This is a genomic window from Bifidobacterium leontopitheci (assembly GCF_009193355.1).
Taxonomy (GTDB): Bacteria; Actinomycetota; Actinomycetes; order Actinomycetales; family Bifidobacteriaceae; genus Bifidobacterium; species Bifidobacterium leontopitheci.
The window spans coordinates 13519-39103 of record NZ_WBVT01000018.1 but is presented as its reverse complement, the minus strand read 5'-3'; the positions used below and the strand labels follow the sequence as shown (position 1 = coordinate 39103).

At 65.8% G+C, this 25585-nt stretch carries 18 protein-coding genes and 3 tRNA genes; 6 read left to right on the top strand and 15 right to left on the bottom strand.

All coding sequences use genetic code 11. From position 1 onward, the window contains the following. The first annotated feature begins 25 nt into the window (after positions 1-25). The gene (locus F7D09_RS06665; RefSeq protein ID WP_152234628.1) at positions 26-1390 is read left to right on the top strand and encodes an ATP-binding protein; all 1365 of its coding nucleotides are present in this window, start codon (positions 26-28) and stop codon (positions 1388-1390) included. 454 nt (positions 1391-1844) lie between these two features. Here F7D09_RS06665 and F7D09_RS06660 read toward each other — a convergent pair whose 3' ends face one another. The 10 genes from F7D09_RS06660 to F7D09_RS06615 all read right to left on the bottom strand — a co-directional run bounded on the left by F7D09_RS06660 (position 1845) and on the right by F7D09_RS06615 (position 12455). Then, a complete protein-coding gene (locus tag F7D09_RS06660; protein WP_152234627.1) occupies positions 1845-2597 on the bottom strand; it encodes a hypothetical protein in 753 nt (250 codons plus the stop codon). 609 nt (positions 2598-3206) lie between these two features. Then, a complete protein-coding gene (locus F7D09_RS06655; protein WP_152234626.1) occupies positions 3207-5105 on the bottom strand; it encodes a [protein-PII] uridylyltransferase family protein in 1899 nt (632 codons plus the stop codon). Positions 5106-5235: 130 nt separating this feature from the next. After that, positions 5236-5574: a P-II family nitrogen regulator gene (locus F7D09_RS06650; protein WP_152234625.1), complete on the bottom strand. Its 339-nt coding sequence runs from the start codon at positions 5572-5574 to the stop codon at positions 5236-5238. 2 nt (positions 5575-5576) lie between these two features. Then, a complete protein-coding gene (locus F7D09_RS06645; protein WP_152234624.1) occupies positions 5577-6875 on the bottom strand; it encodes an ammonium transporter in 1299 nt (432 codons plus the stop codon). A gap of 426 nt (positions 6876-7301) precedes the next feature. Then, positions 7302-8672 carry a signal recognition particle-docking protein FtsY gene (gene ftsY, locus F7D09_RS06640; protein ID WP_152234623.1) on the bottom strand — a complete coding sequence of 457 codons (1371 nt, stop codon included), beginning with the start codon at positions 8670-8672 and terminating at the stop codon, positions 7302-7304. Between the two features lie 683 nt (positions 8673-9355). After that, a tRNA-Gln gene (locus F7D09_RS06635) sits at positions 9356-9427 on the bottom strand. 42 nt (positions 9428-9469) lie between these two features. Further along, a tRNA-Glu gene (locus F7D09_RS06630) sits at positions 9470-9542 on the bottom strand. 365 nt (positions 9543-9907) lie between these two features. After that, positions 9908-9980: transfer RNA gene (locus F7D09_RS06625), tRNA-Glu, on the bottom strand. Positions 9981-10245: 265 nt separating this feature from the next. Beyond that, entirely contained in the window at positions 10246-11772 is a 1527-nt protein-coding gene (gltX, locus tag F7D09_RS06620) for a glutamate--tRNA ligase (protein WP_152234622.1), read from the bottom strand. 248 nt (positions 11773-12020) lie between these two features. Beyond that, positions 12021-12455, bottom strand: a complete 435-nt coding sequence (locus F7D09_RS06615) for a hypothetical protein (RefSeq protein WP_152234621.1) — start codon at positions 12453-12455, stop codon at positions 12021-12023. A 150-nt stretch (positions 12456-12605) separates the two neighbouring features. Here F7D09_RS06615 and F7D09_RS06610 point away from each other — a divergent pair, with 150 nt between their 5' ends. The 3 genes from F7D09_RS06610 (at position 12606) to F7D09_RS06600 (ending at position 16473) form a co-directional block, all read left to right on the top strand. Then, positions 12606-13655 carry an ABC transporter substrate-binding protein gene (locus tag F7D09_RS06610; RefSeq protein ID WP_152234620.1) on the top strand — a complete coding sequence of 350 codons (1050 nt, stop codon included), beginning with the start codon at positions 12606-12608 and terminating at the stop codon, positions 13653-13655. A 329-nt stretch (positions 13656-13984) separates the two neighbouring features. Continuing rightward, positions 13985-14854, top strand: a complete 870-nt coding sequence (locus tag F7D09_RS06605) for an ABC transporter permease (protein WP_226836036.1) — start codon at positions 13985-13987, stop codon at positions 14852-14854. Between the two features lie 335 nt (positions 14855-15189). Continuing rightward, a complete protein-coding gene (locus F7D09_RS06600; protein ID WP_193312368.1) occupies positions 15190-16473 on the top strand; it encodes a DUF805 domain-containing protein in 1284 nt (427 codons plus the stop codon). A 330-nt stretch (positions 16474-16803) separates the two neighbouring features. On the opposite strand, the gene F7D09_RS06595 is transcribed toward F7D09_RS06600, so the two are convergent. Beyond that, complete coding sequence (locus tag F7D09_RS06595; RefSeq protein ID WP_152234618.1) at positions 16804-17793, bottom strand: hypothetical protein; 990 nt, start codon at positions 17791-17793, stop codon at positions 16804-16806. Positions 17794-17857: 64 nt separating this feature from the next. Further along, a complete protein-coding gene (locus F7D09_RS06590; RefSeq protein WP_152234617.1) occupies positions 17858-18526 on the bottom strand; it encodes a histidine phosphatase family protein in 669 nt (222 codons plus the stop codon). Positions 18527-18987: 461 nt separating this feature from the next. On the opposite strand from F7D09_RS06590, the gene F7D09_RS06585 reads away from it, so the two are divergent. Then, positions 18988-20436 (top strand): MFS transporter, encoded by a 1449-nt coding sequence (locus F7D09_RS06585; RefSeq protein ID WP_152234616.1) that lies wholly within the window; start codon positions 18988-18990, stop codon positions 20434-20436. Positions 20437-20892: 456 nt separating this feature from the next. On the opposite strand, the gene F7D09_RS06580 is transcribed toward F7D09_RS06585, so the two are convergent. Next, entirely contained in the window at positions 20893-21429 is a 537-nt protein-coding gene (locus tag F7D09_RS06580; protein WP_152234615.1) for a GtrA family protein, read from the bottom strand. Between the two features lie 287 nt (positions 21430-21716). Here F7D09_RS06580 and F7D09_RS06575 point away from each other — a divergent pair, with 287 nt between their 5' ends. Further along, on the top strand, positions 21717-22064 hold the full coding sequence (locus F7D09_RS06575) for a phenylpyruvate tautomerase MIF-related protein (protein ID WP_152234614.1): 348 nt from the start codon (positions 21717-21719) through the stop codon (positions 22062-22064). A 229-nt stretch (positions 22065-22293) separates the two neighbouring features. Here the strand turns inward: F7D09_RS06575 and F7D09_RS06570 are convergent, their stop codons facing one another. Both F7D09_RS06570 and F7D09_RS06565 read right to left on the bottom strand, forming a co-directional pair. Continuing rightward, complete coding sequence (locus tag F7D09_RS06570) at positions 22294-23811, bottom strand: formate--tetrahydrofolate ligase (RefSeq protein ID WP_152234613.1); 1518 nt, start codon at positions 23809-23811, stop codon at positions 22294-22296. A gap of 67 nt (positions 23812-23878) precedes the next feature. Beyond that, positions 23879-25498, bottom strand: a complete 1620-nt coding sequence (locus tag F7D09_RS06565) for a C69 family dipeptidase (RefSeq protein ID WP_152234612.1) — start codon at positions 25496-25498, stop codon at positions 23879-23881. Positions 25499-25585: the final 87 nt, after the last annotated feature.

Genomic DNA, 25585 nt, shown 5'->3' with positions numbered 1-25585 from the left:
TTTCGTGTAAAGGATGATGCCTGCCATGCTCAGACGCAAGATGCTCGACAAACTCATCACTTGGAAGCGCAAGGCGAACGGCCGCGAGGCACTGCTGGTCGAAGGCGCGCGGCGCGTAGGCAAGAGCACCATCGTCGAGGAGTTCGGACGCACGCAGTACCGGTCGTATATCCTCATCGATTTCGCACGCCTGCCACGCGACGTGCGCGAGCTGTTCGAGAACCAGCGCGACGATCTCGACACGTTCTTCCTCATGCTGTCCACCTATTACCGCACCAGGCTGGTCCGCCGGGAGTCGCTCATCATCTTCGACGAGGTGCAGCAGTATCCGCCGGCGCGCGAACTCATCAAATACCTCGTGGCCGACGGCAGGTACGACTACGTGGAAACCGGATCGCTGATCTCAATCAAGCGGAACGTGACCAACATCGTCATCCCCTCCGAAGAACGTAGGCTCAGCATGGAACCGCTCGACTTCGAAGAGTTCTGCTGGGCGATGGGCGAGGAACTCCTCGCCGACGCCATCCGCGGCGCGTTCGACACGTTCATCCCCCTGCCGGACGTACTGCACAAACGCGCGATGCGCCTGTGGCGCGAATACATGTTGGTCGGCGGCATGCCGCAGGCCGTCGCCGCGTATGTCAATCACCGCGACTTCGGGGAGGCCGACGACATCAAACGCGGCATCCTGCGCCTGTACAGCGACGACATCGGCAAGTTCGCCGGCGGCGACGCAGGACGAGTACGCGGCATCTTCGCGCAGATCCCCGGGCAATTATCCAAGCATGAGAAACGCTTCACGCTCGCGTCCGTCAGCACAGACGCGCGCATGCGCGAGTATGATTCCGCGTTCTTCTGGCTCGAGGACGCGCGGCTGGTGAACATCTGCCGCAACTCCACCGATCCGACGGTCGGGCTCGGCCTGTACGCGGACAACGCATCGTTCAAATGCTACATGGCCGACACCGGCCTGCTGGTATCGCAGACGTTCGCCGACCGCGAGACCACGCCGGACGACGTCTACCGCGACATCCTGTTCGACAAACTCGCCATCAACGAAGGCATGTTCTCAGAGAACGCCGTCGCCCAGCAGTTCCGCGCGAACGGTCGCGCGCTCTATTTCTTCTCGCGCAACAACCGCGAGGATGCAGCCAGGACGATGAAGATCGACTTCCTCATCGTGCGCGACTACGACAACGCCGCCATGAAACCGCGCATCAGCCCCATCGAAGTCAAATCAACCAAACGATACGGAACGTCCTCCCTTGACAAGTTCCGCGCCCTGTACGGCGGCAAACGGCTCGGCAAAGAATACGTGATCCACCCACGTCAATTGGAAGCCGACGGCGAACGCATACGCGTGCCGCTCTATATGGCCCATTGCCTGTAAGCCGAAGGTCTCAACACAATAGGCGAGCCCGGACGAGGAGACAGTAACGGCATCTGCGGATTCAGGAATAGGGGATACACGGCGACGGCGGTCGACTATATCGCGGACGCTGTGCGCAGGGCCTTTCCGCAAGCGGTCGACAGCCTACCGCCGAAAACCGGGGCCCTTCCGTCCCGGCCCTCCCCTCTCGCAAGATACACATTGTGCATCTTGCGGCACAATTGTGAAGCAACTGTGAACATAGCTGCTGGATTGTGTACCTTACGGTGCACAATCCATGCCCGTGTTGCCCGAAGCTGCACAATGTGTATCTTCGGGCAACGCCGCAACCGAACCAGACCGAACCAGACGGGGATGACGGCCATCAATCCGCGCGCGAATATACGAAGGCCTATCCGCATAATCAGTGCGGATAGGCCATTCGATTGAGATATGGACCGAGCCGAGGCCGCCGTCAGCGTGCGGCGGCCTCGTATTCGGCGAGGGTGGCGCCGACCGGGCTCTTCCTAGTCGACTCGGACAACATGCTCACGGCACCGGCGGAATCGACGGCGAGCACCCCTTCTTCAGGGTTGATCGCGTCGTACGTGCCGTTGCCGCTGTCCGAGAGCAGCAGCAGGAACCCGCTCGGCGCGGACCTGCCGGCCGCAGAGGCGGCCGCCGTCGCTTCGGACAGCAGCACCGTGTTCCGCTCGCGCACGACGGTGCCGTCGACATCGGTGCCTCCCACCTGCGCGACCTCAATCACGTCGCCGACCTTCACCGCGCCTTTGATGACGCGGGTCACCCTCACGCGCGTGACGGTGATCGGCACGCCCATGGCATCCATGTCGATGTCATCCCATGTCAGCCCGTACTGCGGGTTGGTCTCGGGAGTGCCGGACGTGAAATCGATCTCGGGGTACAGAATCGTCTCACGCGAGCCCAACGGCACGCCGGTCACGACCAAATCCGCGGCGGCGACGGCCTTCGCGGGCGAACCGTAACCGGGGTAGTCGGCGGTCATCTCGACCGTCTGCCCGGTAGTGGTTGCGGTGTTTTCGGCTGCGGTGCCGGCAGTCTTGCTCGCGGCGCCGGTTGCGGCATGGGGCGCCGCGTTCCCGCCAGCGTTCCCCTTGTCGTTGGAGATAGTCAGAGCTGCACCTACGCCGAGCGCCGCGACCAGCGCAACGGCGAGCGCGCCGGAAATGAGCATTGACCGTTTCATCGGTATCAGCTCCTTGGAATCGATATGTGGGTTTCAGCACCGGCGCGGCGGCCGGCATGGTCATCGGCGGCATCAACCGTCCCGATGGAGGGCACATCCCTGTGCGGCAAAACAATGGATATATATAGTACCAGTTTTCGGCCGAAAACCGGCCGTGCGTCATGGTCAGGACCCTGATTCCGCGCCACGTCACGGCTGGCATCCGTAATTTCTTGCGCTGACAATTCCGTAGCGCAAGGATTTACGGACGACGCCACCGTTTTCCGTAAATCCTTGCGCTGAAGAGCTGTCAGAGCAGTGATGACGCTCCGTCACGGCTTGGTTGAGGTGCGTCGCCAACGGGAGGGGGACGACGAAAGATGGATGGACGGCTTTCGCGTCACCGGGACCACCCTCAGTCTCGCTGCGCGAGACAGCTCCCGCCAGCGGGAGCGATATGGGAAGCGGTTGCACGGCCCCGAGACGGCAGACCATCGCCGACTCCCGCCAGCGGGAGCGTGACCTGGCCGAACACCACACGGGACCACCCTCAGTCTCGCTGCGCGAGACAGCTCCCGCCAGCGGGAGCGATATGGGAAGCGGGAGCGAACCGCATCGACGCCGCACCTCTCACATGTGGTAGCGGGCGGCGTTGTAGACCGCGCGGACGAGACTTTCGCGCCAGTGGCTCCAGCCGTAGCGTTTGGTGATCTCCTCGTTGGCGGTGGCGCCGAGCGAGGAACCGTCGGCGCGCGTCAGGTCGAACAGCATGTCGAGCAGCAGCGGGTCGCGGCCCAAGCGCCGCGCCAGCTCGTCGCCGGTGGCGGGGTCGTTGGGGTTGCGTCCCGTCGCGAATTCGGACATGGTCAGATGCTCCCGTACCAGCAGCCGCACCCAGCGCACGGTCTCGTCGTCGAAGCCCATGCGCCGCAGCATGGCGACGGCATGCCGCGCGCCTTCGGCCGCATGGTCGGTCACGAACGGCCGTTTGCCGATGTCGTGCAGCAGTCCTGCCAGCAGCAGCGCCGTGTAGTGCCGGTCATCGTACCGTTCGCCGCTCGCCGCCGATACGTGCGCGAGCCGGGATACGACCTCGACGCTGTGCCGGTCGATGGTGTACCGGTGCGCGGCCGACGCGCTCGGCCGGTTGCGGATGCCCAGCCATTCAGGCATCCACCGGCCGGGGATGTCGACGAAATCCAGTTCCTCCCACACGGTCATCAGCGCAGGGCCGGACGCCAGCAATCGTACGAACAGTTCGCGCGACGCGGCGGTCCACACGTTGTCGCGGACCGGGCAGCGGCGCAGGTTCTGCAACGTGATCGGACTGATCGGCAGTTCATACTCGGCGGCGGCGACGGCCACGCGCAACGGCAGCGTCGCGTCGCCGGACGGCTCGACGCCCGGCGCGAGCACGATCTCCTGCTCGTGTTTGGCGACGCCGGGCGCGATGACGTCGAACTTCGGCGCCTCACGACGGCCGCCGCCGCGCGGCGAAAGCATCTGGAAGAACGAGAACCGCGGATGCTCGTGCGTGAGCGAATGCTCGGCGCGTGAGGCGGTGGAGTCGAGCGCGAACGCGATCTGCCGGCCGATGCGCGCGAGCCTGGTCTGCAGGTCCTCGATGGACCGCGCCGCACGCTCGCCGCCGGCCACCGCCGCAGCACCGTCAGCCGAACCACCGTCAGCCGAACCGTCACCACCCGCGCCGCTCCCGTCCGGCAGCGTCGGGTCGACCAGACCCTGCATCGCCGCGACCTTCGCCTGATACGGCGCGAGCAGCCGGTTCGTGTCCTTGCCGGCGGCCAGATGAATGCAGTCGCGCACGTCGAGCAGCGCCTCGAGCGCGTCGTCGTACCGCCCGTGCGGACGGTCGGCCAGCCATGAGGCGGCGAGCGCCGAGACGAGCACCGCGTCGCGCAGTCCGCCGCGCGCCTCCTTGATGTCCGGCTGGTTGAGGTACGCGAGCCGGCCGAACTCGTTGAGCCGTTTGGTGGCCGACTCGAGCAGCTCCGGCAGCCGTTTGCGTGCGGCCTTGCGCCAACGTTCCAGAATCGACGTTGCGGTGGCGGCGATCAGCTTGGTGTCGCCGGCGATCGGCTTCACGTCGAGCCAGCCCATCGCGGCCGGCAGGTCGGCGTCGGTCACGGCCTCGCACTGGGCCCGCGTGCGCACCGACTGGTCGAGGTCGAGTCCGGAATCCCACAGCGGATACCATAGTTTGTTCGCCAGCTCGTTGAGCTGCCTGTCGTTGACGGTGTGCGGCTCGTAGATGACCACCAGGTCGAGGTCCGAGCTGGGACCGACCTGGCCGCGGGCGAGCGAGCCGACCGCGCCGAAGCCGATGCCCGTCGCCGGCACGTCGAACGACACGGCCGCGCAGGCGTCCGTCCACAGTTGTCGCAGACAGTCCATCGCCAGTTCGGTGCGCGCCTTGCGTTTGGCTGGGCCGTCACGGTACACGCCGTCATCGTCGGGCTGGCTCATCGCCATGAACCGCTGTTTGAGATGGTCGACCGCCGAAGTCATGGATATCCCCCAAACGTATGAAAAATCCCCGCACGCCGGCGAAACGGCGACGTGCGGGGACTGTCTTATCGGTGACCTGCGGCAGGCGCGGGCGCGGCCGGAACCGGCCACGCGCCCCGCAGGAGTCCTGTCAGATCGCGGCGGAACCGGTCTCGCCGGTACGCACGCGGGTCACGGAGTCGAGCGGCGCGACCCAGACCTTGCCGTCGCCGATGGTGCCGGAGCCGGCCGACTTGACGATCACGTTGACCAGCGTCTCGGCGTCGGCGTCGTCCGACAGCACCTCGACGCGGATCTTCGGGATCAGGTCGACCGTGTACTCGGCGCCGCGGTACACCTCGGTGTGGCCGCGCTGACGGCCGTGGCCGTTCGCCTCGGATACGGTCAGACCGTGCACGCCGGCGGCGGCGAGCGCCTCCTTGACGTCATCGAGCTTGTGCGGCTGAATGATGGCGGTGATGAGCTTCATCTCTACCTCAACTCCTTCAGAACAGAGCTGGCAGTGCCAGCGAAATCGTAGGCGCGTTCGCCCTGGTCGGCGAGGTCGATGCCGCCGACCTCCTGCGCTTCGGTGACGCGCCAGCCGACGGTCTTCTCGAGCGCGAACGCGATGATGGCGGTGACCACGCCGGAATACAGGATCGCGCACAGGGCCACGACCACCTGCACGGCCAGCTGACGCCAGTCGCCGCCGGCCAGCAGACCGGTGCCCTGCGCGAAGAAGCCGATGAGCACGGTGCCGATCAGGCCGCCGACGCCGTGCACGCCGACCACGTCAAGCGAATCGTCGTAGCCGAGACGGAACTTGAGTCCGCAGGCGAGGCAGCACACGATGCCGGCGATCGCGCCGATCACCATGGCCCACAGGGGCGAGACCACGTCGGCTGCCGGCGTGATGGCGACCAGGCCGGCGACGATGCCCGACGCCGCGCCGATGGCCGTGTAGTGGCCGGTGCGCACCTTCTCGGTGAACCCCCAGGCGAGCATGGCGGCCGCGGCGGAGGCGGTGGTGCTCACCCACGCGTAGCCGGCGGTGCCGTCCGCGGCGAACGCGGAGCCGGAGTTGAAGCCGAACCAGCCGAACCACAGGAGGAACGCGCCCAGCATGACGAACGGCACGTTGTGCGGGCGGATCGGCTGCGTGCCGAAGCCCTTGCGCTTGCCGATGATGAGCACGATGACGAGCGCGGCCATGGCCGCGTTGATATGGACGACCGTGCCGCCCGCGAAGTCGTGCACGGGGGCGCCGAGGGCCGCGGAGATCGCGCCCTTGCCGCTGAGCAGGCCGTTGTTCCACACCATGTGGGCCATCGGCGCGTAGACGAACGTGATCCACAGGGCCACGAAGATCATCCACGTGCTGTACTTGACGCGTTCGGCGATGGCGCCGCAGATGAGCGCGACGGTGATCATCGCGAACGTGGCCTGGAACGCCACGTCCACGCTGTTCGGGTACTTGCTGCCGTTCGCGGCGAGTCCTGCGGCCGTGTAGTGGCCGGTCTGGTCGTCGAAGACCATCGTGTCACGCAGCAGGAAGCCGGTGACCGGGTCGCCGAAGATGCCGCCGACGCTCTTGCCGGCGTAGGCGATCGACCAGCCCCACAGCGTCCACACGACCGCGGTGACCGCCAGTGCGGCGGCGGACAGCATCAGCATGTTCAGCACGGCCTTCGCGCGCACCATGCCGCCGTAGAAGAACGCCACGCCGGGCGTCATGAGGAAAACCAACGCGGCGGATGTGAGCATCCATGCGGTATTGCCGGAATTCATCGTGTTCCTCCCTCTCTCATTGTTCTCATGTCATCTCACGTTCCCGTCCACGTTCGCGGTTGCGGCGGCGGACTGCCGGACCGGTTTCGCGGACGTGCCGGACGGGAATCAACACAACGATATGCAACGCCGGACGGGTTTTCAACAAGTTACGTCAGGTTACGCCCGTGTAACGGCTGGAACATGCGGACTGCAGCCGGATGCGGGTTTTCGGCGGCAGTGCGCGGGTGACGGGCCTGTGCGGCGGGGATGAGCGGCCGGCGGCATGAGAAAGCCGGCCGTCCACGTTGTGAACAGCCGGCTGGGATGAGGTTGGCGGGGGTGCGGCAGGCGACGCACGTGCGGTAACGTGCGGTAACGTCCGCGTCGCGTCAGGCCGCCTGACGCACGTCCGGTAGGCGACGCACGTCAGGTAGGCGACGTGCGTCAGGCGAGGATGCCGTCGACGAAGCCTTCCGGGTCGAACGGAGCGAGGTCGTCGGGGCCTTCGCCCAGGCCCACGAGCTTGACGGGCACGCCGAGCTCCTTCTGCACGGAGATCACGATGCCGCCCTTCGCGGAACCGTCGAGCTTGCTCAGCACGACGCCGGTGATGCCGATCGCCTCGGCGAACACCTTCGCCTGGGTCATGCCGTTCTGGCCGGTGGTCGCGTCGAGCACGAGCAGCACCTCGTCCACCGGCAGGTTCTTTTCGGTGACGCGGCGGATCTTGCCGAGCTCGTCCATCAGGTTCGCCTTGTTCTGCAGGCGGCCCGCGGTGTCGATGATGAGCACGTCCGCGTCGGCCTCCTTGGCGGTCTTGCTCGCCTCGAACGCGACGGACGCCGGGTCGGCGCCGTCCTTGTCGCTGCGCACGACGGGCACGTTGACGCGCGCGCCCCACGTTTCGAGCTGGTCGGCGGCGGCGGCGCGGAACGTGTCGGCCGCCCCCATGACGACCTTCTTGCCGTCGGCGACGAACAGGCGGGCGAGCTTGCCGGCCGTGGTGGTCTTGCCGGTGCCGTTCACGCCGACCATGATGATGACGGACGGCTTGTTCGCGCCCGGCTTGTCGACGTTGAGACGACGGTCCGTGTCGCGGCCGACCAGGTCGAGCAGCTTCTCCTTGAGGCTCGCGCGCACTTCGGCCGGATCGGCCTTGCCGGTGATGCGGGCGTCCTTGCGCAGGTCGTCGACGAGCTGTTCGCTCGCCTCGGCTCCGACGTCGGCGAGCAGCAGCGTATCCTCGACGTCCTCCCAGTCGGCTTCGGTGAGGTTGTCGCGCGTGAGGATGGCGAACAGCGCCTTGCCGAACGGGTTCGACGACTTGGAGAGCTTCGCCTTGAGCCGCTGGATGCGCGACAGCGGCTTTTCGGGGACGTCGTACTGCGGGGCGGCCGGGGCGAGAGCGGCTGATTCGGTTTCAGCGACCGGCTCAGTCTCAGCTGCAGGCGCAGCCGGTGCGGTCTCGGGTTCGGCGGCAGTCTCGACAGCGGTGCCGGTTTCAGTGGCTGCCTTCGGCTGGGTCCGGTCAGCCGACTTGTCGTCAGCCACGGCACTCGCCTGCTTGGTCTCGCCTGTCTCGTCCTTCGGCCGCTCGCTCGTGGCCGCTGTTTCGGCCGTCGTGCTGCCGGAGGCGGACTTCGCGGCTTCGGCCTTGCGTTTCGCGGCGATCTTCTCGTCGGCGCGGCGCTTGGCCTCCTGCTCGGCGCGTTCCAGCGCGCGCTTGCGGGAGCGATCGGACCAGATGCCCCACAGCACCAGCAGAACGGCGATGACCACAACGGCCACAATGCCGATAATCGTATTCATATCCATGCTTCCAGCCTAAAAACCGCAACGGACAGCGGCCGTTCGCACGAACCGCACAGGCCACAGCACCCCACCCACAACCGAACGTACCCGTAGCACCTCCTCCGAGTACGTTCCGTCAAGATTATCCAACCGACCGTACTCGTAACACCCTTCCCGAGTACGGTCCGTCAGCAATAATCAACGGACCGTACTCATAGCACCCATCCCGAGTACGTTCCGTTGTTTTTTCTCGACAGAACGTACTCGTACAGCTCTTTCGAGTACGTTTCGTCATATTTTCCCAACGAACCGTACTCGTACAATCCCTTCAAGTACGGTCCGTCATATTCCCCCAACCAACCGTACTCGTAGCACCTCCCCCAAGTACGTTTCGTTGAAAATAATTGACCGACCGTACCCATAGCAGCTCCCCGAGTACGTTCCGTCAAATTTCCCCAACCGACCGTACCCGAACCACCCTTCACGAGTACGTTCCGTTGGATTTTCACGACGAAACGTACCCGTAGCGGCTCCACGAGTACGGTTCGTTGGAAATAATTGACGGAACGTACTCGTAGTGTCCATTCCGAGTACGGTCGGTTGTTTGGGACAGGACGTAGGCGGCGTGTCGGCGGGATCATGCCACGAAGCAGTGACACGAAGCGGAAAACAAAAAAGCTCTCGTGTTTCCACGAGAGCTTCATTCGCTGGGATGCCTGGACTCGAACCAAGAATGGCTGAACCAGAATCAGCTGTGTTGCCAATTACACCACATCCCAATTGGCTAGATGCTGTAACCGTTGCCGATTATAACACCTTCGTACCCCCAACCGGATTTGAACCGGTGTTGGCGCCGTGAGAGGGCGTAGTCCTAGACCGCTAGACGATGGGGGCGTTCTTCAGTTTTCACTGGCCGCGCGGCGAACCGCGCAACAGGTGATTAATATACGCGCATGGCGTCCCATATGCAACTTACGGCGTGTCGCAAGGATTTCCAACGGTTTGCGACATTCTGCAGGGCGTGCAGCATGCTGCGAGGAAGCGTTCTGCCAGGGGTGACGCTCCCCCAGTCTCGGCATTCGCCGAGCCAGCCCCCTCCACCGAGGGGGCCAAGGGTGGCGGGAGCTCTGCTGCCGCGCAGGCTGTTGCCAGTCACCTCCGCCAAGGGGCCGAGGCGACGTGACGTCCGCGATGAACAAGCCGCGGGCGGTACAACGCAACGAGGCCCCGGCAATCATGCCGAGGCCTCGTGTTGTTTGTACCCCCAACCGGATTTGAACCGGTGTTGGCGCCGTGAGAGGGCGTAGTCCTAGACCGCTAGACGATGGGGGCGTTCTTCAGTTTTCACTGGCTGCCCGGCGAACCGCGCAACAGATACAGAATATACGGGAAATGCACCCTCACGTCAACTACGGCGTGTCACATAGTGACCCATCGCTTGACAAGTCCAAAAAAACGATTCAACAACGCACATATCGAAGCCCCCTGCGACATCCCACGGCAATGCAAAGGGGACGCCCGCCATACAACGGCGGAACGCCCCCCTCATCAGTCAGTCAAGTCAGCCAAACCGGCCAAGCCAGACGGCAACGCCGCCTCACAGATGCTCGCGCAGCCCCTTGAGACGGGCCAGGGTGAGCGGCTTGCCGACGATCTCCATGGACTCGAACAGCGGCGGCGAGACGCGGCGGCCGGACATGGCCACACGCACCGGGCCGAACGCCAGACGCGGCTTGTAGCCGCCATCCTCCACGAGCGCCTTGTTGAGCGTCTCATGCAGGGTGTCGGTCTTCCAGTCGGCCTCGGAGACGCCTTCGAGCGCGGCGATCGCCAGGTCGAGCACGGCGGCGGCGGAATCCTTGAGCTGCTTCTTCGCGCCATCGTCAGGCTCGATGTACTCGTCGGTCGACAGCAGGGAGCCGACCATGCCGGCGACCTCGCCGAGCAGGCGCACGCGCGTCTGGACGAGCGGGGCGGCCGCGGTCAGGATCGTCTTCTCGCGGTCGGTGAGCGCGTCCCAGTTGTCGGCGGAGACCACGCCGTCGCGGTGCAGGTACGGCACGGAACGGTTGAGGAAGTCCTGCGGCTCGAGCATGCGCACGTGCTCGGCGTTGATGGAGATGGCCTTGTCGAGGTCGAAGCGGGCCGGGTTGGCCTTGACGTCGCGCACGTCGAACTTGGCGATCATCTCGTCCATGGAGAACACGTCGCGGTCGGGGGCGATGGACCAGCCGAGCAGCGCGAGGTAGTTGAGCAGGCCCTCGCGGATGAAGCCGGCGTCGCGGTGGTTGAACAGGTTGGACTCGGGGTCGCGCTTGGAGAGCTTCTTGTTGCCCTGGCCCATCACGTACGGCATGTGGCCGAACAGCGGGGTCTGCTTGGCGATGCCCAGCTCCTCGAGGTAACGGTAGAGGACGATCTGGCGCGGGGTGGAGCTCAGCAGGTCCTCGCCGCGCAGCACGACGTTGATGTCCATCATGGCGTCGTCGACGGGGTTGGTGAGCGTGTACAGCGGGTCGCCGTTCGGGCGGACGATCACGTAGTCCGGCACGGAGCCGGCCTTGAACTCGATGGTGCCGCGGATGAGGTCGTCGAAGGCGATGTCCTCGTCGGGCATGCGGATGCGCAGCGCCGGCTTGCGGCCCTCGGCGCGGAAGGCGGCCTTCTGCTCTTCGGTGAGGTTGCGGTCGTAGCCGTCGTAGCCGAACTCCTTCGGGCGGCCGGCCGCGATGTTGCGCGCCTCGATCTCTTCGGGCGTGGAGTAGGACTCGTAGGCGTAGCCGGCTTCGAGCAGCTTGGCGGCGACGTCCTTGTAGATGGCGGTGCGCTCGGACTGACGGTACGGGCCGTGCGGGCCGCCGACGTCGATGCCCTCGTCCCAGTCGATGCCGAGCCAGCGCAGGGCCTCGAGGATCTGGTTGTAGCTCTCCTCGGAATCACGGGCCGCGTCGGTGTCTTCGATGCGGAAGATCAGCTTGCCGCCGGTGGCGCGCGCCTCGGCCCAGTTGAACAGGGCGGTGCGGACCATGCCGACATGCGGGGTGCCGGTCGGGGACGGGCAGAACCGCACGCGCACGTCCTTAGGCAGTTCGGGTTTGGTGTCTTTCTTTTCAGCTTCGGTCATAGTCCCCTATTGTGCCGCGCCAACGGGACGTGAAGCGCGGCCGGGGAGAGCCTGTTCCGGTCAGGCGGCGAGGCCGGAGAACAGCAGGCTCCAATCCTGCGAATCGTCCTCACGGGTCTGCGGATCGCTGTTCTTGCTCTGGTCGTTGTTCATGATGGGCTCCTTTGGGTGTCTGGCGCTGCGTTGCTTAGACACTGCGTTGTTTTCTGCGGCTCCGTCACCGCAGCCGTTGCTTATATCGATATATGTTATCGTAACCAAACGCGGAACACAAGTCTTGTGAGCGCGCACGGCAGCCTCGGCGTGTCACCGGTTACATAAAGGGCGGGGAGAGTCTGACGGCGGTCGCGCTCGGCCGGTGCCAACCGTTCACGATTTGCGTCGTCCTGCAAATCGTGAACGCCAAACGCACAGAACCGCACATCACCGCCGCCGGCAATCGGCCATATCATGCGCAATCGCATGTTCATGTGCACATCGCCTCCGTTCACGATTTGCAGAGCCGCGCAAATCGTGAACGGTCGGGCGGCGGCAAGAGGCAGCCAGACCCTCCGGCCATGCTCAGCCGCCCTATCCACCCAACCCAGCCAACCCAACCCCATGCCCAGCCGCCCTTCTATAATGATGGTGACCGCGCGGTTGGTGGCAGCAGCCGCGTCAGCATGATCGACAAGATCAATCAACACAACCCATGGCAACGGCGACTCCGGCAGACGCATGCGCACACGCGCACGCCCACCGGACGCACGCCGCGGCCCTGTGTCGCGCGCGGGCTCCTCACCTTCCCGCCGACGCGCCGCCGGGCCGTCTTTCACAGAAGGCAAGGTGAAGAGATGAAGAACGGAATCAAGAAGATCGCAGCGGCGCTGGGAGCCGCTGCCCTCGCGCTGGCGATGAGCGCGTGCGGCGCCTCGAGCAACACCGGCTCGGGCGACGGCGCGGCGCCCACCATCAAGTTCATGCTCGACTGGACGCCGAACACGAACCACATCGGCCTGTACGTGGCCCAGAAGCTCGGCTACTACAAAGACTCCGGCGTGGACGTGAAGATCCTGCCGACCGCGCAGGCCGGCGCCGAGACCAGCGTGGAGAACGGCGTCGCGAACGTCGGCTTCACCACGCTGAGCAACGTGGCCGCGTTCAACTCGCAGGGCTCCGACCTCAAGTTCGTGTTCGACCTGACGCAGAAGCCGGTGGCCCGCTGGTGCGCGCTCGCCTCCCGCACCGACATCAAGACGCCGAAGGACCTGTCCGGCAAGACGTTCGTCAGCTTCGGCTCGGCCGAGCAGACCGCCGTCGTGCGCCAGATGATCAAGTACGCGGGCGGCACCGGCGAGATCAAGACCGCCACCGCCGGCACGAACACGTTCGAGACGCTCACCAGCGGCAAGGGCGACTTCGGCGGCTTCTACGTGACCTGGGAGGGCGTGGAAAGCGAGCTGAACGGACCGAAGCTCAACTGCTTCGTCGCCTCCGACTGGGGCGTGCCCGGCAACCCCGACCAGCTCGGCTTCGCCGTGAAGGCCTCCTGGCTGAAGGACTCCAAGAACGCGGCCGCGCTCAAGAAGTTCCTCGCCGCCACCAAGAAGGGCTACGACTACGCGCTCGCCAACCCGGACAAGGCCGCCGACCTGCTCGTCGAGCAGGCGAAGGAGGCGCAGCTGGACTCCAAGCTGACCCGCACCTCGATGGAGGAGATCGCCAAGAACGATTACTGGACCACCGACGACCCGAAGACGCTGCCCGGCACCGTGAACTTCGACGACGCGCAGCCGTACCTCGACTTCCAGTACAAGGCCGGCACCTACAAGGACGCGGACGGCAACGACCCGGCCGAGGCCCCGCAGGCCAAGGACCTCGCGACGAACGAGTACGTGGGCTGATTGCGGCCTGCTGACCTGGCAGGATGCGGCCGGGCGGCGGAGTCCGGCGGCGGTAGCCGCGTCGGCGGGAACGTCGGCGCGGCGCGGCGGCCGGCGCTCCGCGGTCCGGCCGTTTCGCGTGCGGCGTGTGCGGCGAGTGCGCGTGCACGCGTCGCCGCCGCACACGTCACGGTTGCCGGACCGGTGTCCCGCGTGGCGTGCGAACGCGCGCTACCTGTCCGATCCGGCGTGATGTCGGGTGAGGTGCGGGCCGCGCGGCCTGCCGTCGTGCGCTTCCGGCACGGGCATGGTCGACTGGCAGTTGAGACAGTTCGATAGGGGGAAGGCTCATGGGTTTGTTCACACGTTCCGGCGGCGGGGTCGCGCGCGACGGGGATGCACGCGGCAGAGTGCCGGCCACCGACGACCGACGCAACGGGCAACGCGGCGACGGCTGGCTCGCCCGCGTGCTGCCGCCGCTGGTCACGGTCGGTGGCCTGCTTGCGATATGGGAGGCGACGGTCGACGCCGGACACATCTCCCAGCGGGTGCTCGCCTCGCCCAGCCAGATCGTCGTCTCGATGGTCAAGACGTGGCCCGACCTGTGGGCGGCCACGACCATCACCGCGTACGAGGCGGTCACCGGATTCCTGATCGCCGCGGTGGCCGGCGTGCTCATCGGCATCGGCCTGTACGTCTCGAAGACGCTGTACCGCGGCATCTATCCGCTGCTGGCGGCCGCGCAGACCATTCCGCTGATCACGATCGCGCCGCTGTTCATGATCTGGTTCGGTTTCGAAACGACCGGCAAGATCGTGATCGTCGCCGTGTTCGGTGTGTTCCCGGTGGCCGTGCAGACCTGCCGCGGTCTGCTTGCGGTGCCGCGGTTCTACGAGGACGTGGCGCTCACCTGCGGGGCGACCCGTGCGTGGACGCTGTGGCATGTCAAGCTGCGCGTGGCGGCGCGTCAGGTGTTCGGCGGCCTGCGAATCTCGGCGGCGTACGTGTTCGGCACCGCGGTGACGGCCGAGTATCTGGGTGCGATGAACGGCCTGGGCATCTGGCTGCAGGCCGCGTTCAACTCGTTTCGCACGCCGCTGATCTTCTCGGCGACGATCATGGTCGTCGCGTGCACGGCGCTGCTGCTGACGGTCATCAGCCTTGCGGAACGCTGGCTGATCGGCGACGACACCGACGACGACACCGCCGGCAGCAACTGAAGTCAAGGCGCATGTCGCGCGGCACCCCTCACCGCACGCCCATCGCAAGCGGCACCCCGTCACTCTGCTCACCCTTGCACAGTGACGCGTTCTGGCAAGGCCTTGCAACATAAGGGTTTCCGTCGGTACGTCACTGTGCAAGGGCGAGCAGAGTGACGCGACTGAATCCATGAGAGGCGAGCAACGCACGGCACGCCGCACGACGCACAGGCGGCGCGCGGCACGACATATGTGGACATGTCATGTGCGTTGCCATCAAGTGTGGAACAATGAGAACGGCATACGTCCCGACGGCACTCCCGCCGGGGCAACCTGATGAGTCAAGGGGATTACCAATGACAGATTCCAACCCGTTCCCGACGAATCCAGGACAGGATTCCGGCGTGCCCACAGCACCGTCGCCAACAGCACCGTCGCCCGCCACTCCCGAGCCGGCACAGCAGTCCTACGGCCAGTCGGCCTATGAGACGCCGCAGCCGCAGTACGCGCAGCCAGCCTATGGCCAGCCGTCGCAGCCGCAGTACAGCGCCCCCGCGTACGGCCAGTACCAGCAGCAGCCGGCACCCGCGCCGCAGTACGCGCAGACCCCGTTCGGCAACACGCCTTCGGCCGCAGGTTCCCCCGAGCCGCCGCTCGACCAGCCGTGGTACGGCGCGACGTTCGTCGGCGCCATCCAGCGCGGGTTCAAGAAGCTGTTCGTGTTCACAGGCCGCGCCTCCCGCAGCGAATACTGGTGGTGGTGGCTGTTCATGGCCCTCGTCAGCGTCGTGCTTGTGGTGCTGGCGAACATCGCGCCGGTCTTCGCCCTTCTGTTGCTGGTCTGGGGAATCGCCACGCTGGTGCTGAACTACGGCATCACCGTGCGCCGCGGCCACGACTCCAACAAGTCGACGATCGTGGCTTCGATTCCGTACGGCATCCTGGTGCTCGGCAACCTCATCTACTACATCCTGCTCTTCCTCATGGTGTCCAAGATGTCGTCAGGATCCTACACGGACGCCGCGTCCCTGCTGCTGAACATGGACAGCTATAAGGCCATGGCCGTCATCGGCGAGCTGATGATCGTCGGCGGCGGCATCGCGAACCTTGTGTTCATGCTGCTGGGCACCAATCCGGCCGGCGAGCAGTACGATCATCTGCCGGCGTTCGGCGCCGGAGCCAACCCGACTGCCAGTGCCGCGCAGTTCGGTTCGTCGACGTTCTCCGCCACGCCCGCAGCGCCAGCCCAGCAGCCGGTTCCGACGCCGGCAGCTCAGTTCCCGGCCGCGCCCGCAGCGTCCGACGAGAATGACGAGGACGGCGCGACCGTGCTCGGCAGCTATCATTCGAACGCGTCGGCTACTGCCCCGGCTGCACCATCCGCTTGGCAGCCGACCGCGCCCGCACCGGCTCCCGCATACGGGCAGAACATTCCGGTCGCGCCGGCCGCAGGCGTGCCGGCACCCGGTACGGTCCCTGTAGCACCGGCCGGTACGCAGCCGGCAGCCGCGCCCACGTTCCCGAACGGCGGCGTTCCGGCGGCTCCGGCGGCCGGTCAGGCTACGGCCGGTCAGACTGCAGCAGCCTCCGATGACGACATGGACGCCACCGTGCTCGGCAGCTACCATCCGCAGCAGTGAGCGCCGCCGGACGCTGAGTCCGCGGCGACGATAGGCGCAGTGAGCGGGCCGGCGTGGTGACGCTCCCCCAGTCACGGCCTTCGTCCGCGACAGCCCCCTCCACCGAGGGGGCCGAGGGGCCGGGCTGACGTTCAAGCGAGCCGGGCAGTACCCTCCACCGAGAGACCGGAGGAAGCGGACGGGTCACTGTCGGCTCGCGTCTCTCGCACAACCCTGTGCACAACCACAGCACCGGCCTATCCACACGACGGACCGTACTCGTAGCCCCTCTACGAGTACGGTCCGTTGTTGTTTGTTCGACAAAACGTACCGGCGCGGCTGCGGCGAGTGTTACAGTTCCACGGTCTCCTTGGACGGGTCGTCCTTGATGTGGGCGAACTTGGCGGCGAGCGCCTCCTTGTTGCGCCGCTCGTCCTCCTCTTTGGCGAGACGCTTCGCCTCGTCCGGATCCCACAGCACATCGTCGTGATGCCGCTGCCACTCCTTGGCCGCGCCGGCCGCGAACGCCTCCACGGTGGCGGCCGTCTCCGCGCCCTCGTCTACGACGACCGACCGCGCGGTGAGCAGCTGCGCAAGTTCCGGCTGCTCGAAGCACAGCCGCGGAATCGCCAGCCGCTCGCACAGTTCGTTCGCATACAGGATCACCGGCACCGCGCGGAACGGCTTGCGCAGGTCGATCAGCCGCAACAGGCAGTCGACCGTGACGATGACGGTCGCCAGCCGCTGGGCGACGCTCTCCACGTCGGCCGCCGCCGTCGCCCCGGCGACCGGCGCGTCCGCCGCAGCCGCCGCAGCCGCCGCGACATCTCCATCGCCGCCATCGCCGCTCGCCGCGCCATCACCGGCAGCGTCACCGTCGACGTCGTCCGCCGCTCCCCCTCGCACGACCGTCTCGACCACTTCCAACGCTTCGGCGACCGCGTGCACGGTCGACTCGTCCCAGTCCACGCCGAGCATCCCCGCGCCGGCCATGATGTGCTTCGTGTCGCCGTCGTCCGCATAGCCGGACATCTCGTCGTACGCGTCGTTGGCGGTCAGCAGCGCGTCCACGATCGACTGCGGTCGGCCGGGGATCTCGTCCGCGCCCTCGTACACGAACTCCGCGTCGGGCACGGTCACATCCTCGCCGGTCAGCATCCGCGCGGCCATGCGCGTGAGCCGCACCTGCAGGTTCTCGGCGTATTTCGTATCGTTGTCCATCTGCTGCGCGTCGGTCAGCGGCCACAATGCGATGAGCCGCGCGCCCACGCCGGCCGCCTCCCGCACCGCCGCATCCATCGAGACATGCGCGACGTCCGTCGCATCCAACTGAAATCCCATATCGCTCCTTCGCCGATATCCGAACGTTCATCTCACTGTATTGTACGGCCGCGCGGGGCCGCACTCACTCGACTTTGGCCGCCGGATCGGCATATGTGATGCGCATCACCTTGCCGGTGTCGCTGTCGTACGTGATCGACGTGACGGACGCGAGCGCCGTGCGCCGCAGGAACATCCAGTGCTCGGGATGGCCGGTTTCCAGCAGGTGCCGGTAGCTCCAGATCGGTGACTCGTGGCTGACGACGATGATCTGGCGGCCCGCATACTCGCGCACCTTCTCGTCCGCGAACTCGCCGACGCGCTGCGCGATGTGCCGGTACGACTCGCCCCAGCTCGGCTTCCACAGGTTCGCCACGAGCCGCCAGTTGCCGTTGCGCCACAGCGCGCCCTCGCCGTGGCCGATGCGCAGGCCGCGGAACTCGTTGCCCGCCTCGATGACGCGCGGGTCGGTGATGAGTTCCAGCGGACGCTCGCCGCGGTCGGCGCGGGTCTTGTTGAGCGCGTCGAGGATGGCGCCGGCGGTTTCGCGCGTGCGTTCCAGCGGCGACGAATAGACGGCGGCGACGCGGCTGAGCTGTGGGTCGGCGGCGATGTACCGGGCCGTCGCCTCGGCCATGCGGCGGCCGCGCTCGGACAGGTGGAAGCCCGGCAGACGTTCGTACAGCAGGTGTCCGGGGTTTTCGACCTTGCCGTGGCGGACGAAGTGGATGGTGGTGGTCGTGGTGGTCGTCATCGTCGTCTGTCTTCCTTCCGTCGCCGCCGCTCCCCTGTCACAGCGGGTAGGTGCACGCTGTGACGGACGCGTGGCGGCGCCGTCAAATCGTTGGTATACCGCTGATATTCTAGCAATCTCGCGTCTGACGTCACAGCGGGTGGGTGCACGCTGTGACGGGCGCGTGGCGACGTGCGGCGGGCGACGGGCGACGGGCGGAACTGCGGCGCGGCAGACGGACGAAACTGTGGCCCCGGCGTGCGGACGGAACTGAAACCGGCGCGGACGGAACCGCCATCACCCCGCGTGTCGTGTACCGGGGATGCGATTAGAGTTTTCCGTAACGCGAAGTTCCGGCCCGTTTCGGCGGCACGGCACCCTTTGCGCGACCAACAGGACACATCAATACGATGAGGGCTCCGCCGGCACGACCTGGCCGTCGGGGGACATCCAATCGGGAGCGGAAAGGAGCTGATGCTGTCATGTCGAATGCCAACCCCCACGCCAAGTCCCACACGGTAGTGGATGGATTCAAACAAGTCGGGCACCGCGTGTTCGGCGGCTACGCGGAACTGCTGCGCATGCCGCACACCGCGCGGTTCTCGATCGGCTCGGTGATTGCCTGCATGCCGTTCCCGATGGTCGGCATGACCATCACCATCTCCGTGCAGCACTATTACGGCAACTACACGCTCGCAGGCATCCTCACCGCCATCCAGGCGATCGCGCTGGCCGTCGCCTCGCCGCTGCTCGGCAAGCTGACCGACAAGTTCGGCCAACGGCAGGTCTCGATCCCGACGATCATCGTGTGGATCGTCGCCGCGATCGCGCTGGTCACCTGCATCACGAACCGCGCGCCCGAATGGGTGCTCTACTGTCTGACGCCGCTGCTCGCCGCGATCCCGCCGTGGGGCGCGATGAGCCGCGCCCGCTGGACCACGCTACTCAAGGGCGACCGCGAACGCACCGACCGCGCGCTGAGCCTGTCCGGCGTGTTCGACGAGTGCATGTGGATCATCGGCAATCCGCTCGCCTCCACGCTGGCGGTGATCTCGGGACTGCTGGCGTTCTCGTTCACCGGCGTGTGCGTCGTCGTCGGCGCGCTCATGTTCCTCACCGAGCTGACGACCGAGCCGAAGTCGCAGACGCAGCTGGCGCGCGAGGCCGGGCTGACCAGGCGCGAGTACCGTGAGCGGGAGGCGGCGAAGGCGCAGCGGCTCATGGAACGCGACGCCGCCGACCGTGCGCGGCGTGCGGCCGAGGCGGCGGGAGCGTCGGCCGCGGACGTGCAGGCGGCGGTCGACAAGGCGGTCGCCGACGCGCGCGCCGGCAAGAAGGAGTCGATCTGGGGGCCGGGCATGCTCGCCGTGTGCGTGACCTGGTTCTCGTTGGGCGCATTCCAGTCGGCGTCGAACATCTCGATCATCGCGTTCGCCACGGAGACCGGCATGAAGCAGTACACCGGATTCGTGTTCGCATGCTTCTCGTTCAGCTCGCTGTGCGGCGCGATCGTCTACGGCGCGAAGAACTGGACGATTCCGCTGTGGAAGCGGTTCTACGTGTGCCTGGCAGTGGTGAACCTGGGCGTGGGCACGTTCATGTTCGCGCGCCACCTGTGGGTCATCATGATCATCTACCTGCTGATCGGCGTGTGCCAGGCGCCCACGTGGATCAACGGCAACCAGCTGATGCTGCATCTCGTGCCGCCGACGCGCTTCACCGAAGGCGTCTCGTGGATGGGTGCGATGAACTCTATCGGAGCCTCAGCCGGTTCGGCGATCGCCGGCGTGTTCATCGATCATATGGGGTCGCACGGCGGCTTCCTCATGGCCACGGTCCTGGCGGTCGGCTCGCTCGTCATCGCGCTCGTCGGCTTCCGCCAGATCAAAGGCTCCACCGAACAGCCGACCCTCACCGAAGTCACCGTGTGAGCCGGGCGGACGGCTGCGGCCGGTCGGGTACGTTCCGTCATATTGCACCAACCGAACGTACTCGCAGCCGCCGTTAGAGTACGTTTCGTCATCATTTCCTGACCGAACGTACTCGTACGTGCCTGTTTGAGTACGTTCCGTCATATTGTCCCAACCGAACGTACTCGTAGACACCCGCTTGAGTACGGTCGGTCTTTTTTTTCTTGACGGACCGTACTCGTACGCACCCTTTCGAGTACGTTTCGTCGATATTATTTGACGGACCGTACTCAAACACCCCCGTTAGAGTACGTTTCGTCATTGTTCTCCAACCAAACGTACCCGTAGCCGCCGTTAGAGTACGTTTCGTCACATATAACTCGACCGACCGTACTCGTAGACAATCCAGGGGTACGGTCGGTCGTGTTTTCCCCAACGAAACGTACCCGAAGACCCCGCTCCGGGTACGGTCGGTCGTTACTTCTTCCAGCCTTTGGGCGTGTGCTCCAGCGACCAGACGCCGAGCCGGTGCGAGAAGCTGCGCTCCCACTTGGCTTCCAGCTGCTCGGCGGTCAGGCGGTTGTCTGCCGAGCGCAGACGGTTCATCGCGTTCGTGTGCGTATCGTCGAGCAGCCACTTGCGGATGACGAAGTTCCATACCATGACCACGAACGTGGCGACCAGCTTGCCGATGTTCGTGCGTAGCAGGTAGGCGGCGTGCTGCGAAACGTAGGCGTCGCGGTTCATGCCGTACGTGGAGATCCAGATGATGAGGTCGTTCATGAACAGACCGACCACGGCCGCGCCCACGAAGATGAGCACCTCCATCCAACGGGCCATGTCGTCGCGGTGTTTGAACACGAACTTCATGCTCGCCAGATAGTTGAAGACCAGCGAGATGATGAAGGAGATCGTCGCCGCGAGCACGTTGTGCATGTGAAACACGCCGACCAACAGGTTCAGGATGCCCCAGTCGATAATGAACGCGATCACGCCCACGATGCCGAATTTCATAAGCTGTTCGATAAGTTTCCTCACGGTTGCATATTTAACACGGCGACGTTGACGGGCGGCCGGGCGGCACCGGCAACCGCGACACGCCGAGGACGCGTGCACGCTCGAACGATACGGTTTTCGCAAACCGCACGATATGGCCGATTCGCCAAAACCTATCGTTCGAGCGTGCAACCAATCCGGGCGTGTCGCGCCGACGGCGGCCGCCGACCGGCCGATGACGGCCGTCGACCGGCGCGACCTCCCGCGGCTACTATGGAAGCAAGACCCTATACAAGGAGGAAACCATGCCCGTCATTCACACCCACGTCTCCGTCAAGACCACGCCCGAGCAGCGCGAGGCCCTCAAGACCGCCTACGGCAAGGCGATCACCGCGGTCCCCGGCAAGTCCGAGGGCTGGCTCATGTGCCCGTTCGAGGATGACATGCCGATCTACTTCGCCGGCTCCAACGACCAGCCGGCCGCCTACGTGGAGGTCAACGTGTTCGGCCGCTCCGTCCCCGGCTCCGCCTGGGAGAAGCTCACCGAGCAGATCATGGCCGCACTCGACCGCGAGCTCGGCATCCCCAAAGACCGCACCTACATCCGCTACACCGCCACCACCGACTGGGGCTGGAACGGCGGCAACTTCTGAGCCCCTTCTGTCACAGCGGGTGGGTACCCGCTGTGACGTGTTGTCTGCTTGCGTCGTTCATCCGGGTGAGCTGTGTTGTCACAGCGGGTGGGTACCCGCTGTGACAGAAGCAGCGCTGTGACAGAAGCGACGGCAAACAACACAAAACGACAACACAACAAACAAGCCCCGGGGCGGTTCGCGGAGAACCGCCCCGGGGCTTACCGTATCGCTCAGCCCGAGCGCCCGATCACACGATCTTGGGCATGGGGGTGGTGAGCGAGGTGGTGAGGTTGACGTGCACCAGACCGGCGCCGGCGTGCACTTCGACCTTCTTCAGGGTCACGGTGCGCTCGGCTTCGGGGGCGCGGTCGTTGTCGGTCATCGTGGCCGGCGACTTGACGGCGACCAGCGCGAGGTCGTCGAGCGAGATGCCCGCCTCCTTGCACAGGTCGGTGGCCGCGGCAAGCGAGTCAAGGAAGCCGTCCTTGAACTTCACACGGTCGGCCGGCACACCGTAGGCGTTCTCGGCCACCCACTTCACGTTCTCGATGAGCGGCATGCCCTTGTGGCTGTCGCGCGCGGACGGCATCGACGCACGCTCGAGCACGGAGACGAACGCGTCCAGCTGGTCGCCGAAACCTTCGCCGCCGTCACGGTACAGGTTGCCGATGATCGGGTCGCGGAACTCCAGCTTCGCGGCGGTGTCGCGCAGCGCGGTGATCTGGTCGTCCTCGCCCTCCCACAGGTTGATCAGCGGGAACGCCGGGATGTCGAGCTTCTCGAGACGGTCCACGTGGAACGGGTAGCGCCAGGCGAGCTCCGGGTCGTCGCGCCACGTGGAGGCGCGCGTCACGACCACGGCCGCGCTCGGCCACTGCGCACCGTACTCGCGGCAGGCGATGTCCAGCCACTTCTGCGCGCCCGCGTCGGTGCCATAACCAGCTTCGACGACGACCACATCGTGCAGCGCGCACGCCATTTCGACCGACACGAGCGTCGGGATGCCGATGGACACGTTGGCGAACGGACCGCCGTGCACGTACACGGGCGAGCCGTTCACCGTCTCGGTGAGCGCCGGCTTGACCGCGTCCGCCAGCATGTTGGTGATGCGCCACAGGTCGATGAACTCGCCGAACTTGACCGGCTGGCCATCCTTCGTACCGGCGATCATCGCGGCCACGCGCTCGCCCAGCTCGTCCATGGAGCGCGAGAGCACCACGATCTGCATGAGCTCGGAAGTCGGCGTGAGCACGACCTTCTCGGCCACGTTGTTCTTGCCGGCGTCCACGGTGATGGAACGCAGCGAACGCGACGGGACCTCGCTCACGCGCGGCACGAGAATCGTGTCGAGGCGACCCTCGTCCACGGCCTTCTCGGCGAACGAGACGAGCAGGTTCTGCGCGGCGGCGATGGCGGCCATCTCGCCGCACAGGCCCCAGTCGATGAGCTCGGGGTGGGTCAGCGACGCCTTGCCGCCGCCGGACGCGCCGCCCTTCGAGCCGGCCGCGGTGATGCCCATGCTCGGCTGGCGCAGCACGGCGGTCGCGTCGATGCCGCGGGCGCGCAGCGCGTCGATGAGCGCGATGGTCGTCGTGGTCTTGCCTTCGCCGCGGCTCGCCTTGAGCGGCGTGTCGGCGGTGACGAGCACGATCTTGCCGTGCTTGCGGGGCGCTTCGGGATGCTCGCGCAGGTAGTCGAGGTAGCCGAAGGCGTCGATCTTCCTGACCAGCCCGTACTGGCTGGTGAAGTCCTCAATGGAAGTCATATACAGCGAAATCCTTTCGTTGTGTGGTCACGGCCGGCCGCAGATACGACCGCGCCGGCCGCCCGAATCAGTTGTCCGAACGGTTGAACCCGTTCTTCATCTTCATGCTGACCGTGTACAGCACGGTGTCGAGCAGCTTGTCGGTCTCGGCCTTGAGCTGGTCAGCCATGGTCTGGTTGGCGGCGGCGAGGATGCCGCGCACCTCCGCGTTGCGGGTCGCCTCGATGATCTCAGCCGGCTCCATCGGCTGCACGTCGCCGTCGGCGTTGTCCGCCTCGAACTCGGCTTCGGCGGCCACCTCGGCCTGCTCCTCGCCGTCGGTCAGGCCCAGACGTGCGACCTGCTCGTCAGCGGCGATGATCATGCGGTGGCCCATCGCGCCGGTCTTCTCCTGGTAGCGTTCGATCGCGTTGGACGTGCCCGCGAAGTCGGAGTCGCACAGCGCAGCGATCACGCGGTTCGCCCAGTAGAAGTTCTCGGTGGTCACGCGCGTGGTCGTGTCCTCCAGGTACTTCGGCGTGGTGTCGACGTTCGGGTAGAACGGCACGAGCGTGTTGAACGGGTTGGAGCCGTACGCCATCCACTGGAGCGCGCGGCTCGCCTGCGGGCGGTACGGACGGATCTGCATGACGGCCAGCTGGCTCTGGCGGTTGATGCCGATCGGACGGTACATGTGGCGGGTGTGCTCGTCGCCGAGGTGGCCATACGGGTCGTACGGGGTGCCCTGGAAGTGCGAGCTGAGCACGTACTTGACGTCCTCGATCGTGACCTTGCGCTCGGGCTGACGGGCCCACGGGATGTCGTTCGACTCGGGACGGTGGTCGGCGTCCGGGCCGTCCCACACCTCGTCGTACGGGTTGAGGAAACGCTGCATGACCCATGCGCGCGGCGTGTTGTACACGTGGTCGGCATCGGAGTGAGAGCCGAAGGCGTCACGCGGGTTGAACGGCGTGGTGGATTCGACGGCGAGGTCGAGATGGTTGGTCTCGATGAACTCGGCGAGGTCCTCGGAGCACATGTGGTTCTCCTGGTCGCCGAGCGCGTCGTCAAGGTCGAACTCGTCGATGCCGAGCTGGTTGGGCATGGTCACGTACGCCTCGTCCGGCACGCGCTTGGCGATCCAGTGGTGGCCGCCGACGGTCTCCAGCCACCAGATCTCGTTCGCGTCGGAGAACGCGACGCCGTTCATCTCGTACGTGCCGTATTCCTCGAGCAAATCGCCGAGACGCTGCACGCCCTCGCGCGCGGTGGTGATGTACGGCAGCACGATGGTGAGGAAGTCCTCCTCGCCGATGCCGCCGGGCACGGCCGGCGCGTAGCCGTCCTCGCCTTCCTTGCCGACCGCCGGACGGTATTCGACGAACGGGTCGGCGCCGAGCACGCGCTCGTTGGTGGTGAGCGTCTCGGTGGCGCTCATCGCCACGTTCGCCTCATTGACGCCGGCCTCGCCCCAGATGCCTTCCTTGAGGTCGGCGTTCGGCACGGCCGTGTACTGCAGCGGGTTGTCCGGCAGGTCGATGGTCAGGTGCGCGATGACCGACTTGTATTCGCGCGGCTGCTCCTCAGGCTTGACGACGATGAAGCGCTTGGGGTTGAACTCGCCGTTCGCCGAATCCTCGTTACGGGCGATGATGGTCGAGCCGTCGTAGCTGGCGTCCTTGCCGACCAGAATGGTGGTGCATGCCATGGTTTCGCGTGGTTCCTTTCTGTGTGGTTCTGTGTGGGTACTGCTTGTGTCCGTTGCGTTTGTTGGGTCCGTTGGTGGATGACCGAC